The following is a 15,337-nucleotide window of genomic DNA, read 5'->3' on the forward strand; positions in this document are numbered from 1 at the left end:
TCGCTCGACCGGGGGGGTGGGCCGGTTTTGTTTTTGTTTCTGGCCCCTGTGGCCCCTGGAGCGCCGCCGGGGGGGGCGGCGCGGCCGGGGGGGGGGGGGGGGGCCCGGGGCCCCCCCCCCGGCCGCATCGCACCGCGCTCACTACGGAGGTCTTGCACCATGCCCCTGAACTCACCACGGTCCACCACGATTCGCTGGGGGTCCGAGGACGTCCTGGTCACCAGCATCGAGCCAGACCTTCCGGGAGAGGCCGACGAAAGCGCCCTGCAGAAGGTCGTCGTTGCCGGAAGCTCGAACCCGGCAGCCAGTCTGCCCGAAGAGGCATGGGAGGCGGTGGCCCGTGCGACGATCGGACCGGAGAACCTCGCTGTACAGCTCCAGCCGTCCGCGCAGACGCCCTCCGGGCTCCTCATGGAGGAGAACGTCGAGGGCGCGACCTTGCGGTCGGTCGTCACCCGGGTCCAGCTGAACGAACTCCTGCCCGGCATCCAGCCCCGTACGGGCATGGCGGTACTGGAGACCCCCGACCCTCTGGTGCAGGGAATCACGGACGGGGACCAGCCCTGCTCCATGGTGCGCTACCAGTACCGGGACCTCGATCACCTGCGGAACCACGTGTGGCAGACCATCCACGCCACGCTTTCGCTCAACAGCTACGCGCAGTCCATCCTCGCCCGCAAGGTCACGCGCAACCTGATCACGCACCCTGTCGAGATCACCTTCGAGGACGGCACCGACTCCTTCCACACCGTGGTCACACGGGACGGAATCACCCGGCTGGCCAGCTCCTGGGCCGTGCTGGCCGGCCCCGATGCCGATGCCGGTGAAGCGGCCACCACAGCAGTAGAAGCGCTCTTCGCACAGGTGCCGGCCAAAGCACCCGGCGCAGTCGGCGGCTCTCTTGGGGAGCGGCTGGCGAGGAGCCGGGAACGGTGGCGCCTCTCCCTTCGTGAGGAGTTCACCCGGGAAATGGCTGCTGCCGAGCCGGGCCTCCGCGCAGTCCAGATCGCCCAGACCTATGTACTGCCCGCCCAGATCACCGTAGGGGTGGAAGGGCACCCCGGACGACTGCTCGCGGCACAGGACATCTTCGACGACGCGATCAGGTCCGTGCTGGCCAGCGTCCACGTCGAGTTCAAGCAGTGGGACGCTGCTGCCCAGAACACCGAAGTCGCCACCCGCGCGCTCAAGCGGGTGATCCAGCAGGGAGACTCCCTGGTTTCGCAGAACGATCTCCAGGTCGTTTACGGCTTGGCCGTCGGCCGGATACCGGTAGAGGACATCCCCGGCCTCTTCGACGGTGCACCCCCCGGCACCGCGCTCTGGCGGAGCATCTACCTCGTACACGCCCTGACTCGTCCGGAGCTTCTGGAACGGCTGAAAGACCAGGCCAAAGCAATCAAGGGGGGTAAGCGGATGGGGCTGAAGGGGTTCGCCGAACTCCTGGGCCCACTCATCGACGTGCCATGGCGCAGCCACAAGAAGCTGGTCACCACACAAGCGCGCAACGCCTGGAACAACGGCGGTGTACTCACCACTGATGTCACAAGAGAGTGGGACCCTGTCCCGACCAACGACTTCACCGAACTCGTCGCACCCGCCCTCGCTGGTGACAGGAACGCCCGCTGCACACTCGCCGTGGCCGGCGGTGTGGCGCTCATCGCCGACAAGCTGCTGACGCGCAACGTCGGTTCGGGCCTGACAGCCTCCAAGGCCAACGGCGGTGTCCCCTTCCGCGCCGACGTCAACCAGGTCGTCGAGGACTTGTCGCGGCAGGACAACGAGCTGGGCCTGTGGACCCTCGCGCTGGTCGCGAACCGGTTCCGCAGCGATGCCTTGCCCACCAACGCGGTGACCATGCGGCAGCTCAACCTGAAGCAGAAGTCAGGCGACACCCAAGAGGCCTACGTCCACTTCCAGACCGACCTCACGGAGAAGGACAAGATCGCCCGAGATGGGGACGGTATCCCGCAGCACCTGCTCCAATGGGACGTGGTCTGGGCATCCAATCCGGATCGGGCTCGCAAGTCCCACCCGGCGCCCCCACCCACGGCGACGGGTGTGACCGCGGACGGGACGGGGGCCGAGCCTCTGTACACCGATGCAGGTACCGGCATGGATGCGGGCTCTGGCACGGAGGACGACGAGTCGGTGGACCCCCGCCCCCCGAGCCAGCGGGCCGCCGAGCAGCGGTATGTGCTGCGTCAGGGCGTCGCCACCGCCCGCGACGCACTCGACAGGCTCCACCTGCTCGAACCGGAAGTCGGATCGCATACGCCCGTCATCCCGCAGACGGTCCTGGACGAACTGCTCACCTCACTGATCGGCCTGCAGACGGACATCGAGAACCTTCGCCGGAAGATCACACCGGACGACGAGGCAGAGCCGGAGGGCGAGCAGCCCCAGTAGACCGGCAGGGCCCGGCTCGGCCCGGACAACGGCTGTCGGCCGGACCTCACGCCGGACACCGCTACCCCTCGTCGTCCATCCCGGCCAGGACGAGGGGCAGCCGGGCGGCGCCGTCGGCGGTGACCCGGACCGGTACGCCCCAGTCCTGCTGGTGGACGTGGCAGGCCGGGTACTCGTTGGCCGGGTCGTCGTCGCAGGACGCGGCCATCGCCGAGACGTGCAGCACGCCCTCGGTGACGGCCGGGTTCAGCTCCAGCTCCCGGAACAGGTCCGTCCCGGCCCCCTCGCCGCCCGCCAGCAGCTCCGGCGGGGTCGAGGAGACCAGCAGGCGGGTGGAGGGACCGTAGCGGGTGTCGAGCTTCTGCCCGCTCGGGGCCCGGAAGACCACGTCCAAGCGCAGCGTGCCGGGCGCCACCTCGGTGGCGGCGCGCTGGGTGCGGTGGGCGACCGCGTCCACCCGTACCGCCTCCTCCGGGAGCCGCAGCCGCGTCAGACGGTGCCGGGCGGACTCGACGACCACGATGTCCTCGCCGACCAGCACGGCGTCACTCGGCTCGCGCAGGTCGGTCGCCAGGGTAGAGACCTGCCCGGTGGCGGGGTCGTAGCGGCGCAGCGCGTGGTTGTAGGTGTCGCACACCGCGACCGATCCGTCGGGCAGGGCGGTCACCCCGAGCGGGTGCTGGAGCAGGGCCTGGCCCGCGTCCCCGTCCCGGTGCCCGAAGTCGAACAGGCCGGTGCCGACGGCGGAGCTGACGGCGTACCCGCTGTCGGTGGGGTGGACGTACCGCAGGGCACTGGTCTCGGAGTCGGCGATCCACAGCCGGTCCCCGGCGGCGGCGAGCCCGGACGGCTGCGCGAACCAGGCCTCGGCGGCCGGCCCGTCGTGCAGCCCCTCGTTGGTGGTGCCGGCCGCGACCTCGACGGTCCCCGCCTCCGGGTCCCAGGTCCACAGCTGGTGGACACCGGCCATGGCGATCCACACCTTGCCCTGCCACCAGGCCACGTCCCACGGCGAGGACAGGTCCACCTCAAGGGCCGGCCCGGAGGTCGGCGAGCCCTGCCACCACTGCCGCCCGGTCCCGGCGACCGTCTCGACCGCCCCGCTCTCCAGGTCGAGGACGCGCAGCGCGTGGTTGACCGTGTCGGCGACGACCACCCGCCGCCCGTCGGGCAGCAGCGCCAACCCCTGCGGCTCGCTGAAGCTGTCCCCGGCGAAGCCGCGCTCGCCGCTGCCGATGCGGCGGACGACGCTCTCCCCGTCGGCGGCCAGCTCCACCAGCTGGTGCCGCGTCGAGTCCGAGACGAGGAAGTTCCCGCTGGGCAGCAGCAGCGCCTTGCCGGGGAAGCGCAGGTCGCTGGCGACGGGCTCGGGCGCCACGTACGGGCCGTCGCCGCGCCGCAGGGTGCCCTTGGCCTCGTGCTCGGCCTCCAGCTCCTCGACCAGCTTCGCGATGGCGTGCGCATGCCCCTCGCCGGCGTGCTGGGCGACGATGTACCCCTCGGGGTCGATCACGACGAGGGTGGGCCACGCGCGCACGGCGTACTGCTTCCAGGTGGCGAGCTCGGGGTCGTCGAGCACCGGGTGGTGCACCTCGTAGCGCTCGACGGCGTCCACGACGGCCGCGTGGTCCGCCTCGTGCACGAACTTGGGCGAGTGCACCCCGACGATCACGACGGTGTCACGGTGCTTCTCCTCCAGCTCCCGCAGCTCGTCGAGGACGTGCAGGCAGTTGATGCAGCAGAAGGTCCAAAAATCGAGGATCAATGCGCGACCTCGGAAGTCGGCGAGCTTCAGGTCCTTCCCGCCGGTGTTGATCCAGCCGCCCTTGCCGATCAGCTCGGGGGCACGGACACGGGCACGCTTGCGGGGTGCGGGCGCGGGGGTGGGCGCCGGGGCAGCATCGTTCATCCTTCAAGCTTGCCATTGGCCCGTGAACGTCCCGTCACGCCCGTACTGCAAGGCGCCGCACCGACCCGCCCCACCCGTACGGAACGCGCACCCGCAGGGGTGACGACGGGGGGCGGGAGCCCGTGGGAACCTGGGCACGGGAAGAAAGGGAGGCGTCCGCAATGACCACCGCCCACGACTACAGCGAGGGCATCGATCCCGAGCGCGCGCTGAAGTACGCCATCCAGCACCACAGTGGAGACCGCGCCGAAATCGTCGAAGGGGTCATCAGCAACGTGACGCCGAGCTGGGACCACGAGAACGCGGTGGAAGAGATCCGCGATCAGATCCGCCCCCGGGTCAAGGAACTGGAGTGCGTCACCGGCTCGGGGAACCTGGACCTGCCGGGCTCACCGAACTGGTACATCCCCGATCTCGCTGTCGTGCCGAGGGCGATCGCCAAGGGCGGGGGCGCGCTGCTGCCGGATCAAGTGCTGCTCGTCGTCGAGATCACCTCCGAGTCCAATGCCGATACCGACCGCATCGTGAAGCGCAGGCGGTACGCCGAGTACGGGGCGCCGCTCTATCTGCTGGTCGACCGGCTGGAGCGGTCCGTCACGCTGTTCGCCGAGCCCGGGAGCCTGGGGTACACGAAGGTGGACGGGCCGCACCCGTTCGGGACGGTCGTGCGGTTGCCGGAGCCGTTCGGGGTCGATCTCGACACCGGTGGACTCTAGGACCGCAGGGGCGGGCGGGCGATCCGGCCCGTTTCCAGGGCTGCGCACAGGGCTCCGTCCGGGCCCGCCGTGATGGCGTGCGGCCTGCAGGCCGGATCGGCAGCGGATACTCGGTGACCTCGCCCGCGGTGGTGATCCGGGCGATCCGCCCGACGCCGATCTCCGCACACCACAGTGCGCCGTCGCGCCCGCCGTGATGCCGACGGGGCCGGCGTCGGGGGTGGGCAGCGGGTGGACGGTGATGCCGCCGCCGGTGGTGACGCCGCCGGTAGCGTGCGGGAGCATGACGGACAGCACGCCGCCGAACGGGCGGACCTTCGAGGCCCTGCACGCCGACGCCGTACGCAGCACCGGGCAGTTGCGCGAGCTGTACGAGGATCCGGGGGAGATGGCCCGCCGCAAGACCGTCGACCGGATCCACGACGCCGCCCGCGCGCTCATCGGGCGCTCGTCGCTGGTGTTCGTCGCGAGCGCCGGTGCCGAAGGGCACTGCGACGTGACGCCCCGGGGCGGGCCGCCCGGATTCGTCGCCGTCCTCGACGAGTTCACCCTCGCGATCCCCGACGCCACCGGCAACAAGCGGCTCGACACCGCCCACAACGTCGTGGAGACGGGCCGGGCCGGGCTGATCTTCGTCATCCCGGGCCGGGCCACCACGCTGCGCGTGAACGGGCGGGCCTGCGTCAGCGCCGATCCGCGGCTGCTGGAGCAGCTGACCCCCGTCGGCAAGCCGCCGCGCAGCGCGATCGTCGTCGGGGTCGAGGAGGCGTACCAGCACTGCCCGAAGGCGTTCCTGCGCAGCGGCGCGTGGAAGCCCGGGCAGTGGCTCGCCGAGGACGCCGCCCCGAGCTCCGCCGAGGTCACGCTCTCCCACCTGGACATGCCCGGGCTGACGATCGAGGACGTCCGCCGACAGGAACGCGAGTCGCTGCTGTACCGCTACGACTAGCCGGTCGGCCTGCACCGGACAGCCCGTCGGCCCGTCAGCCGGCGGCGGTCGGCCGGGCAGCCCGTCGGCCGGACTACGCGCCGCCGAACAGGGCGCTCAGGCGCGGCAGTCGGGCGGCCAGCTCGGCCTCGTCGTCGAAGTCGAAGTCCCAGGCCGGGTCCAGGGGCGGGTAGCCGATCGTGAAGGAGTCCGACGGGAGCTCACGGCCGGTGGCGCTCTCGTACGCCGTCCACGCGATCGAGAGCGCCTCCTCGTCCTCCAGCTCCAGGCCCTCCGCCGCCGCTTCGCGGACCGCGGGGTGCTCCGCGAGGGAGTCCGGGTCGGCCAGGGCTGCGTCGAAGACCGCCCGGCCCTGGGTGAGGAGCCAGCCGCGGAAGTAGTCGAAGCCGTCGTCCGAGCAGCCGCCGTTGATCATGTAGGCGGCGGCCCAGAGCGGGCTGCGGTAGGACTCGGCGAGCAGGTCCCACAGCACCTGCTGGGCCGCGAGCAGCTCCGCCTTGGGGCGGGCCGCGAGCAGCTCCGCGGCCCGCCGCGCCACCGCGTCCCGGTCCGCGTCCTGCCCCGCGCCACCCGCCGCCGCCGGGTCCGCCGCCACGTCCGCGCGCGCCGTCTCGATCAACTGCCAGAACGTCTGCTTGTCCATGGGCAGAGCCTGGCACCCGGCACTGACATCAGCCGAGGAAGGAGCGGAGGGATCCCGCGAGGGAGCTGACGAAGGCGTCCTGGACCTGCGCGGGGACGAGGTCGAGGGACAGGTACGGGTTGAGGTCCTCCAGCTCGACGAGGAGCAGTTCACCGGAGGGGGCCCGGCAGGCGTCCACCCGCTGGATGCCGTGGGAGAGGGTGTTCCACTCCACGAAGGCGCGGGCGAAGGCCAGGTCCTCGCCGGTCGGCTCGTAGGGGCGCAGCTCCCAGCGGCGGGCCGGGTCCGGGGCGTGGAGGGCGTACTGGAAGGCGTCGTCCACGAAGTAGAAGGACACCTCGTACGCGAAGTCGATGCGCGGCTGGATCAGCACGGCCCCGGCCGGGCCGTCGGGCGTGGCGGTGAAGGTGAGGCCGATGGAGTCGGCGCCCTGCTTCGGCTTGACCACGTACTCGGGCGCCTGCGGCAGTTCACCGAGCCGGGCCGGGTCGTCGACGGTCGGAATGACCGGGTAGCCGGCGGCCGTCAGGTCGAGCAGGTACTGCTTGCCGGCCATGTCGGCGCGGCCGGTGAGGGGGTTGTAGACGGGCGTACCGGCGGCCAGGGCGGCGGCACGGAAGGCGTCGTACTCCTCCTGGTAGTGCAGGACCGGGCCGCTGTTGCGGACGATCACGGCGTCGAAGCCGGGCATCAGGGCGCGTGCGTCGGCGGGGTGGCACAGGGCCAGCCCGAAGTGCTCGCGCAGGCGCGAGGTGAGGAATATGTCCTCGTCGCAGTAGCGGCGGCCGCGTGCGGGGTACGCCAGGTCGGTCACGTAGAGCAGGGGCATGGGGGCAACCTATCGCGGGCACTGATGACCGCATGAAATACCTCGTTCGGGACAAAATGCTGGCCATCGGCGACGACTACCGGATCGAGGACGAGGACGGGCGGCACGCTTTCCTCGTCGACGGGAAGGCGCTGCGCTTCCGGGACACGCTGGAGCTGAAGGACCCGGACGGCCGGATCCTGATCACCCTGCGGGAGAAGCTCTTCGGCTTCCGCGACGCGATGACCCTGGAGCGGGACGAGCGGCGGCTCGCGGTGATCCGCAGGAAGCGGCTCTCACTGCTGCGCAACCACTTCCGCGTGACGCTGGCCGAGGGCACGGTGCTCGACGTGAGCGGGCGGATCCTGGACCGGGAGTTCAAGGTCGAGTACGACGGGGAGCTGCTCGCGCTGGTCTCCCGGCAGTGGTACCGGGTGCGGGAGACGTACGCGGTGGACGTGGTCCGGGAGGACGCGGACGCGGCGCTGCTGGTCGCGGTCGCGGTGTGCGTGATCCGGATGGCCGAGAAGGAACGGGAGGACGCCCCGGGCGACTGAGTACGCGGCCCGCGGGCAGGTGAGCATCCGCGCTCATGCCGCGGTGGCGGGCCGGCTGCCAGGATCGTGGACGTCCCCGGGGACGGGACCCACCGGGCCCCGGCGCCACGGCAGCACCGCAACCCGGCAACCCGGCACCCCGGCACCCCGGCAACCCGGCAGCACGGAAGGAACCCACGGTGAACCCCAGCACCCAGGCGGCCCTGTACGGTCCGTGGCAGCCCGCGCAGCCCGCGCAGCCCGCCCGCGGGGGACGGCCGGTCGTCGTCGTGCTCGCCGCCCTGCTGTGGGCGGTGACCGCCCTCTCGGTCTCCCTGATCGGCGGCCTCGCCTGCATCGCGCTGCTCTGGACCGCCGCGGCGGGGGAGCCCGCCGCCGGCCTGGTCCTGCCGCTCCTGCTGATCCCGGCGGGCGCCGCCGGGATCACCGCCCTGGCCCGTGCACCCCGGGTCCGCGCCCTGACCGCGTCCACACGGATGCTGCTCCTCGGCGCGGTGGCGTGCCCCGTTCCGACCGCCCTCGCGGTCTGGCTCTGGGCCCTGACCGGCTGACCGCCGGCCGACTGGCCGGCTGGCGGTCAGCGGCCCAGGCGGCGGTCCTTGAGGGCCGGGAACTGCGCGCGGGTTTCGGCCACCTTCGCCGGGTCCAGGTCCACCGTGAGGACCTCCTCGCCCGGACCCGCCTCCGCCAGGACCTCGCCCCACGGGTCCACGACCAGACTGTGCCCGGCCTGTTCGACGCCCGCGTGGGTACCGGCCAGCCCGCACGCCAGGACGTACGACTGGTCCTCCACGGCGCGCGCCCGGTTCAGCAGCGTCCAGTGCGCGCGGCGGCGCGCGGGCCAGCCGGCGGCCACGATCATCGTGGTGGCCCCGGCGTCCACCAGGCCGCGGAACAGCTCCGGGAAGCGCAGGTCGTAGCAGGTGGCGATGCCGAGGGTCTGCTCCGGCAGCTCCACGGTGGTCAGCGAATCACCGGCGGACATCAGGACCGCCTCGCCCTGGTCGAAGCCGAAGCGGTGGATCTTGCGGTAGGTGGCGGCCAGCTCACCGGCCGGGGAGAGGACGAGGGCGGTGTTGTAGAGGGAGCCGTCGCCCGCGCGCTCCACTACAGAGCCCGCGTGCAGCCAGACCCCGGCGTCGGCCGCCGCCTTCGACATGACCTCGTAGGTCGGCCCGTCCAGCGGCTCGGCCTCGGTCTCGAACTGCTCGTAGGCGAAGGCGCCCACGGTCCACAGCTCGGGCAGCACGACGAGATCGCAATCGTCCTGCTCCCGTACGAGATCGGCCACGCGGGCGCGTCGGGAAGACACCGACTCGCCCTCGTTCACTGCGGTTTGGATCAGCGAGGCGCGCACACTACCACCGTCCTGGCGTTCAGGCCGTCAACTCGGGCCCACGAATCCTCACACGAAAGCACTGCCGGGGTGCTCACAGGCAGCGTAGTTTTGGAAACTGAGTCCACCGCTTCCGAAACGCGCCACTGAACGACGCCACTGAACAGCACCGCGAGGGGTCCCGTTGACCGTCCATCCGCATCCCCGTCTTCAGCCCTATGCCGACGCGTGGACACACTCGATCGAGGCGATATCAGAGCTGGTCCTCCCCCTGACGGAGGGAGAGTGGAACCGGGCGACGCCGTGCCCGGGCTGGTCGGTCCGTGACGTCGTCTCCCACATCATCGGCATCGAGTGCGAGCAGCTCGGGGACCCCCGGCCGATCCACACCGTGGCACGGGACCTGCGGCACGTGGTGGACGAGTTCAGCCGGTACATGGAGGTGCAGGTCGACGTGCGGCGCCACCACACCGCGCCGGAGATGACCTCGGAGCTGGAATACACCGTCATCCGCCGCGCGCGGCAGCTGCGCAACGAGAAGCGGGATCCGGACACCATGGTGCGGGGGCCGCTGGGCGACCAGGCGACCCTGGAACACGCGCTGCGGCTGAGGGCGTTCGACGTGTGGATCCACGAGCAGGACCTGCGGTGGGCGCTGGGGGTGCCGGGGAACTGGGACTCGCCGGGCGCGTACGTGGCGCGGGACATCCTGCTGGCCGGGCTGCCCAAGGTGGTGGCGAAGCACGCGGGGGCCCCGGCGAACTCGGCGGTGGTGATCGATGTTCACGGCCGGCTGGAGTTCATGCGGACGGTACGGGTGGACGCGGACGGCCGCGGCACGGTGGACAAGTCCCCCTCGCTGGGCCCGGCGGTGACGCTGGCCCTGGACTGGGAGACGTACGTCCGGCTCGCGGCGGGCCGGGTGCGGGCGCACGCGGTCGCCGACCGGGTGAAGGTGGAGGGTGACGCCCAGCTGGCGGAGGCGATCCTGACGCAGTTCTCCGTGACCCCGTGATCGCGTGATCGCCTGACCCGTGATCGCGTGATCGCGTGACGGCTCAGGCGGTGCGCAGCACCGCGGCCCCGGCGGTCCCGGCGGCCACGCGGCGGAATTCGGCCGGACTGATCGCGTAGGCGGCGCGGAAGGCCCGGCTGAAGGCGGGGGCGTTGGCGAAGCCCCAGCGGCCGGCGATGTCGTGGACCGGGCGGCCCGCCAGCTCGGGGCGGGCCAGGTCGGTGCGGCAGCGCTCCAGGCGGCGCCGCCGGACGGTGGCGGCGACGCTCTCGGGCTCGTCACGGAAGAGCAGGTGCAGGCCGCGCACGGAGATGCCGTGCGCGGCGGCGATGAGGCCCGGGGTGAGCGCCGGGTCGGCGAGGTTGTGGTCGATGAAGGCGTCGATCCGCTCGCGCAGCGCGCGGGCGCGGACCTCCGCGGGCAGTTCCGCGTAGGTGTCGACGTGCTGCGCGAGACAGGCCGCGGCGAGGTCGGTGACCACCGCGCCGAGCCGGCGCAGCTCCTGCGGCCCGCATTCGGAGCCGTGTGCTCCGAGCGAGGTGAGAAACCCCGCCAGCACGGCGGCCATGCCGCTGTCGGCACCGATGCGCCGGCCGAGCAGCCGGTCGGCCCGGCCGGACCGCAGCGGCAGTGCGGTCCTCGGCAACTGAACGACCAGGGCGTTGAGGGTGCCGTCGCCGGGGCGGCAGTCGGCCTCGAAGGGGCGCGAGGTGTCCCAGAGGATCATGTCACCGGGGGAGAGCTCCGCCTCGCTGCGGCACTGGGACATCCACATGCGGCCGCGGGTGAGGAGGGCCAGGTGGTACTGCTCGGGGTCGCCGCGCCGGATGAGCGCGGGTGTGCGGCGGGAACGCAGCCGGGAGTAGTCGAAGGACGAGACCTGGGCCGAGCCGAGGTCCAGTACGGCCGCGGCCGCCTGGAAGTCGGCGGAGCGTTCGCTGCTGAGGGCCGTCGGCATCAGGGAGTCGGCGATGACGTCGGTGAACCACTCGAACCGCTCCGCCGCCGGCACGGTGGCGGCGGAGATCCTCGCCCACATCTGCGGTACTCCCTCCCCGCCGCCGCTCCGGGTGGGCGGCGGCCTACGGCGTCTCGCGCCCCGCTGTTTCCGGCAGGGGACACGCGGTGGGGCGCGGCTGCGGTTCCGTCCCCGGGCCACGGTCCCGCGAGGCCGCCGGCGCGGTGACCTGTGCGGTGACCGGCGCGGTGACCTGTGCGGTGACCGGTGCGCTCGGCCGGGCCGTGGCGCGCCCGCGGTCCGCCTCGCGGGCCAGCGCGCGCCGGCGCAGGCCGAGGATACGGCTGACGCCGAGCGCCTGCAGCACGAAGACCGTCGAGAACGCGATGCGGTAGTCGTCGCCGGTGGCGTCCAGCAGGAGGCCCACCGTCAGCAGGGTGGTCATGGAGGCGATGAAACCGCCCATGTTGGTGATCCCGGAGGCGGTGCCCTGGCGCTCGGGCGGGTTGGCCGGGCGGGCGAAGTCGAAGCCGATCATCGACGCGGGGCCGCAGCCGCCCAGCACCAGGCACAGGGTGATCAACAGCCCCATCGGGGCGTGCCCGCCCGGGTACGCGAGGACCGCGCCCCACAGCAGGGCCGTGAGGCCGACCGTCCCCAGGGCGAGCGGTACCCGCGAGGACGGACGGCGGCCGATGATCTGGCCGTAGACCAGCCCGAGCGCCATGTTCGAGGCGACGACCAGCGTCAGCAGCCCGCCCGCGGTGCTCCGCGTCAGCCCCTGCGCCTCGATCAGGAAGGGCATCCCCCACAGCAGCAGGAACACCATCGCGGGGAACTGCGTGGTGAAGTGCACCCACAGCCCGATCCGGGTGCCGGGTTCCCTCCAGGACTCCCTGATCTGGCGGCGCACGAAGCCCGCGCCGCCGGTCCGCGCCCGCGGCGGCGGCTCGTGTCCCGCCGGGTGGTCGCGCAGGAACAGCACCAGGGGCACCAGCACCACCAGCCCGGCCGCCGCGCTGCCGGTGAAGGCCGCGGTCCAGCCGACCCCGTGCAGCACGGGCGCGAGGACGAGCGTGGAGACGAGGTTGCCCGCCATGCCGACGAGCCCGGCCAGCTGCGCCATCAGCGGCCCGCGCCGGGCCGGGAACCAGCGCGTGCCGAGCCGCAGCACCGAGATGAAGGTCATCGCGTCGCCGCAGCCCAGCAGCGCGCGGGCGGCGAGCGCCATCTCGTACGAGGGGGAGAGCGCGAAGCCGAGCTGACCGGCGGTGAAGAGCACCGCGCCCAGCGTCAGCACCTTCTTGGTGCCGAGCCGGTCCACCATCAGACCGACGGGGACCTGCATGCCGGCGTAGACGAGCAGTTGGAGCAGGGAGAAGGCGGCGAGGGCGGAGGCGTTCACGTGGAAGCGGTCCGCCGCTTCGAGACCGGCGACACCCAGGCTGGTGCGGAAGATCACCGCCACGAAGTAGACGGCGACGCCGATGCACCAGACGGCGACGGCCTTCCCACCGCCCGGCGGGTCCTCCGCCCCGGCGCTCCGGGCCGTGGCGGCCGCCGCGGTGCCGCCCGCCGGCCCGGCGCTCACAGGCCCGGCCCCCGCACCAGCGACTCGACCCGGCCGATGTGCCCGCGGACCGCAGCGGCGGCCGCCGCGGCGTCCCCGGCCCGCAGCGCGTCCAGGATCCCGGCGTGCTCGGCCAGCGTCCGCTCCAGCCGGTCGGGACGGGCGTGCAGCAGGGCCACGCCCATCCGCAGCTGCCGGTCCCGGAGTTGGTCGTAGAGGCGGCACAGGATCTGGTTACCGGCGCTGCGCACGATCTCGGCGTGGAAGCCCCGGTCCGCCGCCGTCATCGCGGCGAGGTCGCCCGCGGCGGCGTGCCGGCGCTGTTCGCCGAGCAGCTCTTCGAGCCGGTCCAGCAGGCCGGGTGGCGCCGGCACGGCCCGGCGCACGGTGAACTCCTCGACCAGCAGCCTGGTTTCGAGGACGTCGTTGATCTCCTGCGCGGAGACCGGCAGGACCAGCGCACCCTTCTTCGGGTACAGCTTCAGCAGTCCCTCGGTCTCCAGGCGCAGCAGCGCCTCGCGGACCGGTGTCCGCGACACCCCCACCGCTTCGGCGAGTTCGCCCTCGGTGAGGAGGGTGCCGCCTTCGTAGCGCCGGTCGAGCACCCCGTGCTTGACGTGCCGGTAGACGCGGTCGGCGGCGGTCGCGGCGCTGGTTGCAGTCGCGGCGCTGGAGGCGGTCGCGGTGCTGGAGGCGGTCGCGGTGCTGGAGGCGGCGGGCATGCGCACAGAATAGATACAACAGAGGGGCAACCCGGGGTCCGGTCCGGGATGTGGACCGGCGGCTGCCGCGTGGCAGGACCCCGCCCCGCGTCGGGCCCCCCGCCGCACCGCGTCGTCGTCCCCCGGCAGGAGGCGCCACCCGGTTTTCTCCGACCCCGCCGGGGCCCGCCTGCACCGAAGGATGTAGGGCGCCTTCGTCCGCCCGCACGACGTTCCCGGCCCGGCGCGCCGGGAGCCTGGAGTCATGGCCGACACCCTCGCCCCGGTGGTCCGTACGACCACCCGGCTCCCCCTCCTGGACGTCCTACGCGGCGCCGCCATCCTCGGCACCCTCATGACCAACGTCTGGATCTTCGCCTCCCCCGGCTCGGAGTGGAGCGTGCTCCGGGGCGGTCTGGGCATGCCCGATCCGATCGCCGACCCCTCCGCGGCGAACATCGCCGAAACCGTCTTCCGCTTCCTCGCCGACGGCAAGTTCCTGGCCCTGCTCACCGTGCTCTTCGGGGTCGGTCTGGCCATCCAGTACGACTCCGCGGCCCGCCGCGGCGAACGGTGGCCCGGCCGCTACCCCAGGCGCGCCGCCTTCCTTTTCGTCGAGGGCACCGTCCACTTCGTCCTCGTCTTCGCCTGGGACGTGCTGATGGGGTACGCCGTGACCGCCCTGCTCGTGGCCTGGTTGCTGGCCCGCTCGGAGAAGGTGCGCCGGGTGGCCATGTGGACGGCCGCCGGCGTGCACCTGGCGCTGGTCGCCCTGGTGACCCTGGCCGCGACGGTCCGGGCCGGCACCGCACCGGACGGCCCCGAACCGGCCGCCGTCGACCTGTACGCCCACGGCGGCTACGCGGCCCAGGTCGCCTTCCGCCTGGAGAACGCCGTCGCCCTGCGCATCGAGCCCGTCTTCTCCTTCGCACTGCTGGTCTTCCTCTTCCTCCTCGGCGTACGCCTCCACCGTGCCGGGGCCTTCACCGACACCGCCGAAGGCCGCCGCATCCGCACCCGGCTGGCCGCCTGGGGCCTGGGCCTCGGGCTCCCGCTGAACGCCGCGGCCACCCTCGGCGGCGGCGACTTCTTCGTCCTGGGCCGCTACGGCGCCGCTCCGCTGCTCGCCCTCGGCTACATCGGCCTGATCGGCATCGCCCTGGACCGGCTGTGGATCCCGGCGGCCGCGACCCGCGCCCTCGGCTCCGTCGGCCGCACCGCGCTGTCCTGCTACGTAGCCCAGAACCTGCTGTGCATGCTGCTCTGCTACGGCATCGGGCTGGGCCTCGCCGACCGGCTCGGCGGGAGCGGCCCCTGGTGGGTGATGGGCCTGTGGGCGGGCGTGAGCCTGGTCCTGGCCACCGGGTCCTGGCTGTGGCTGCGCCGCTTCGACCGCGGCCCCCTGGAGTCCCTGCAGCACAAGGTCCTCAGCCCGCGCCGCCGCTCCCCGGCGTGACCTCGACGTCCAGCACGAACTCGTCGTACGGCGCCTCGTCCGGGTAGGGCGGCCGTACCTGAGCGAAGCGGATCCTGGCCCGGCCCCCGCCCGGGGGCCGGGCCCTGACGACGTAGCCCAGCTCCACCGCGGCCCCCGGCGGCGCGGCGGCCGGGGCGGCCGGCCCGGGCGCCACCGACACCACGTCCGCGTCCCCCGCGACCTGCCAGGTCCACACGTACCCGCGCGCGCCCCGCCCGGTGAGCCGCAGCCCGTACGCCTCACCCGGCCTCAGTACGACCCTGCGTACCTCCACAGCCGTCCGGTCCTC

15 protein-coding genes are annotated in these 15,337 nt (G+C 72.7%); 7 read left to right on the forward strand and 8 right to left on the reverse strand.

Features of this window, described 5'->3' with window-relative positions; all coding sequences use genetic code 11:
* Positions 1–159 precede the first annotated feature (159 nt).
* Entirely contained in the window at positions 160–2,409 is a 2,250-nt protein-coding gene (locus ACIPXC_RS04735; protein WP_401613536.1) for a hypothetical protein, read from the forward strand.
* Between the two features lie 61 nt (positions 2,410–2,470).
* Here ACIPXC_RS04735 and ACIPXC_RS04740 read toward each other — a convergent pair whose 3' ends face one another.
* On the reverse strand, positions 2,471–4,318 hold the full coding sequence (locus ACIPXC_RS04740) for an NHL domain-containing thioredoxin family protein (protein WP_401613538.1): 1,848 nt from the start codon (positions 4,316–4,318) through the stop codon (positions 2,471–2,473).
* Between the two features lie 161 nt (positions 4,319–4,479).
* On the opposite strand from ACIPXC_RS04740, the gene ACIPXC_RS04745 reads away from it, so the two are divergent.
* Positions 4,480–5,034, forward strand: coding sequence for a Uma2 family endonuclease (locus ACIPXC_RS04745; RefSeq protein ID WP_401613540.1), 555 nt, complete (start codon positions 4,480–4,482; stop codon positions 5,032–5,034).
* Between the two features lie 283 nt (positions 5,035–5,317).
* On the forward strand, positions 5,318–5,983 hold the full coding sequence (locus ACIPXC_RS04750; RefSeq protein WP_401613542.1) for an MSMEG_1061 family FMN-dependent PPOX-type flavoprotein: 666 nt from the start codon (positions 5,318–5,320) through the stop codon (positions 5,981–5,983).
* Positions 5,984–6,056: 73 nt separating this feature from the next.
* On the opposite strand, the gene ACIPXC_RS04755 is transcribed toward ACIPXC_RS04750, so the two are convergent.
* Both ACIPXC_RS04755 and ACIPXC_RS04760 read right to left on the reverse strand, forming a co-directional pair.
* Positions 6,057–6,626, reverse strand: coding sequence for a DUF4240 domain-containing protein (locus ACIPXC_RS04755; RefSeq protein WP_401613544.1), 570 nt, complete (start codon positions 6,624–6,626; stop codon positions 6,057–6,059).
* A 28-nt stretch (positions 6,627–6,654) separates the two neighbouring features.
* Positions 6,655–7,455 carry a hypothetical protein gene (locus tag ACIPXC_RS04760; protein WP_401613546.1) on the reverse strand — a complete coding sequence of 267 codons (801 nt, stop codon included), beginning with the start codon at positions 7,453–7,455 and terminating at the stop codon, positions 6,655–6,657.
* 32 nt (positions 7,456–7,487) lie between these two features.
* On the opposite strand from ACIPXC_RS04760, the gene ACIPXC_RS04765 reads away from it, so the two are divergent.
* Both ACIPXC_RS04765 and ACIPXC_RS04770 read left to right on the forward strand, forming a co-directional pair.
* The gene (locus ACIPXC_RS04765; protein WP_401613548.1) at positions 7,488–7,991 is read left to right on the forward strand and encodes an LURP-one-related/scramblase family protein; all 504 of its coding nucleotides are present in this window, start codon (positions 7,488–7,490) and stop codon (positions 7,989–7,991) included.
* Between the two features lie 179 nt (positions 7,992–8,170).
* Positions 8,171–8,542, forward strand: a complete 372-nt coding sequence (locus ACIPXC_RS04770) for a hypothetical protein (protein ID WP_401613549.1) — start codon at positions 8,171–8,173, stop codon at positions 8,540–8,542.
* Between the two features lie 26 nt (positions 8,543–8,568).
* On the opposite strand, the gene ACIPXC_RS04775 is transcribed toward ACIPXC_RS04770, so the two are convergent.
* Positions 8,569–9,348 carry a carbon-nitrogen family hydrolase gene (locus ACIPXC_RS04775; protein ID WP_401613551.1) on the reverse strand — a complete coding sequence of 260 codons (780 nt, stop codon included), beginning with the start codon at positions 9,346–9,348 and terminating at the stop codon, positions 8,569–8,571.
* Between the two features lie 163 nt (positions 9,349–9,511).
* On the opposite strand from ACIPXC_RS04775, the gene ACIPXC_RS04780 reads away from it, so the two are divergent.
* Positions 9,512–10,342, forward strand: coding sequence for a maleylpyruvate isomerase family mycothiol-dependent enzyme (locus ACIPXC_RS04780; RefSeq protein ID WP_401613553.1), 831 nt, complete (start codon positions 9,512–9,514; stop codon positions 10,340–10,342).
* Between the two features lie 43 nt (positions 10,343–10,385).
* Here the strand turns inward: ACIPXC_RS04780 and ACIPXC_RS04785 are convergent, their stop codons facing one another.
* Genes ACIPXC_RS04785 through ACIPXC_RS04795 form a run of 3 tightly spaced genes read right to left on the reverse strand, consistent with a single transcriptional unit; the run spans position 10,386 to position 13,592 of the window.
* Positions 10,386–11,381, reverse strand: a complete 996-nt coding sequence (locus tag ACIPXC_RS04785; RefSeq protein WP_401613555.1) for a helix-turn-helix domain-containing protein — start codon at positions 11,379–11,381, stop codon at positions 10,386–10,388.
* A gap of 43 nt (positions 11,382–11,424) precedes the next feature.
* Entirely contained in the window at positions 11,425–12,891 is a 1,467-nt protein-coding gene (locus tag ACIPXC_RS04790) for a nitrate/nitrite transporter (RefSeq protein ID WP_401613557.1), read from the reverse strand.
* Positions 12,888–13,592 (reverse strand): GntR family transcriptional regulator, encoded by a 705-nt coding sequence (locus ACIPXC_RS04795; protein WP_401613559.1) that lies wholly within the window; start codon positions 13,590–13,592, stop codon positions 12,888–12,890. The genes ACIPXC_RS04790 and ACIPXC_RS04795 overlap by 4 nt, the downstream gene beginning before the upstream one ends.
* A 244-nt stretch (positions 13,593–13,836) precedes the next feature.
* On the opposite strand from ACIPXC_RS04795, the gene ACIPXC_RS04800 reads away from it, so the two are divergent.
* Entirely contained in the window at positions 13,837–15,027 is a 1,191-nt protein-coding gene (locus tag ACIPXC_RS04800; protein WP_401613561.1) for a DUF418 domain-containing protein, read from the forward strand.
* Here the strand turns inward: ACIPXC_RS04800 and ACIPXC_RS04805 are convergent.
* Positions 14,999–15,322 (reverse strand): hypothetical protein, encoded by a 324-nt coding sequence (locus tag ACIPXC_RS04805; RefSeq protein WP_401613563.1) that lies wholly within the window; start codon positions 15,320–15,322, stop codon positions 14,999–15,001. The genes ACIPXC_RS04800 and ACIPXC_RS04805 overlap by 29 nt on opposite strands.
* Positions 15,323–15,337: the final 15 nt, after the last annotated feature.

The sequence above is a fragment of the Streptomyces sp. NPDC090021 genome (assembly GCF_044748225.1).
In the GTDB taxonomy this organism is placed as follows: domain Bacteria; phylum Actinomycetota; class Actinomycetes; order Streptomycetales; family Streptomycetaceae; genus Streptomyces.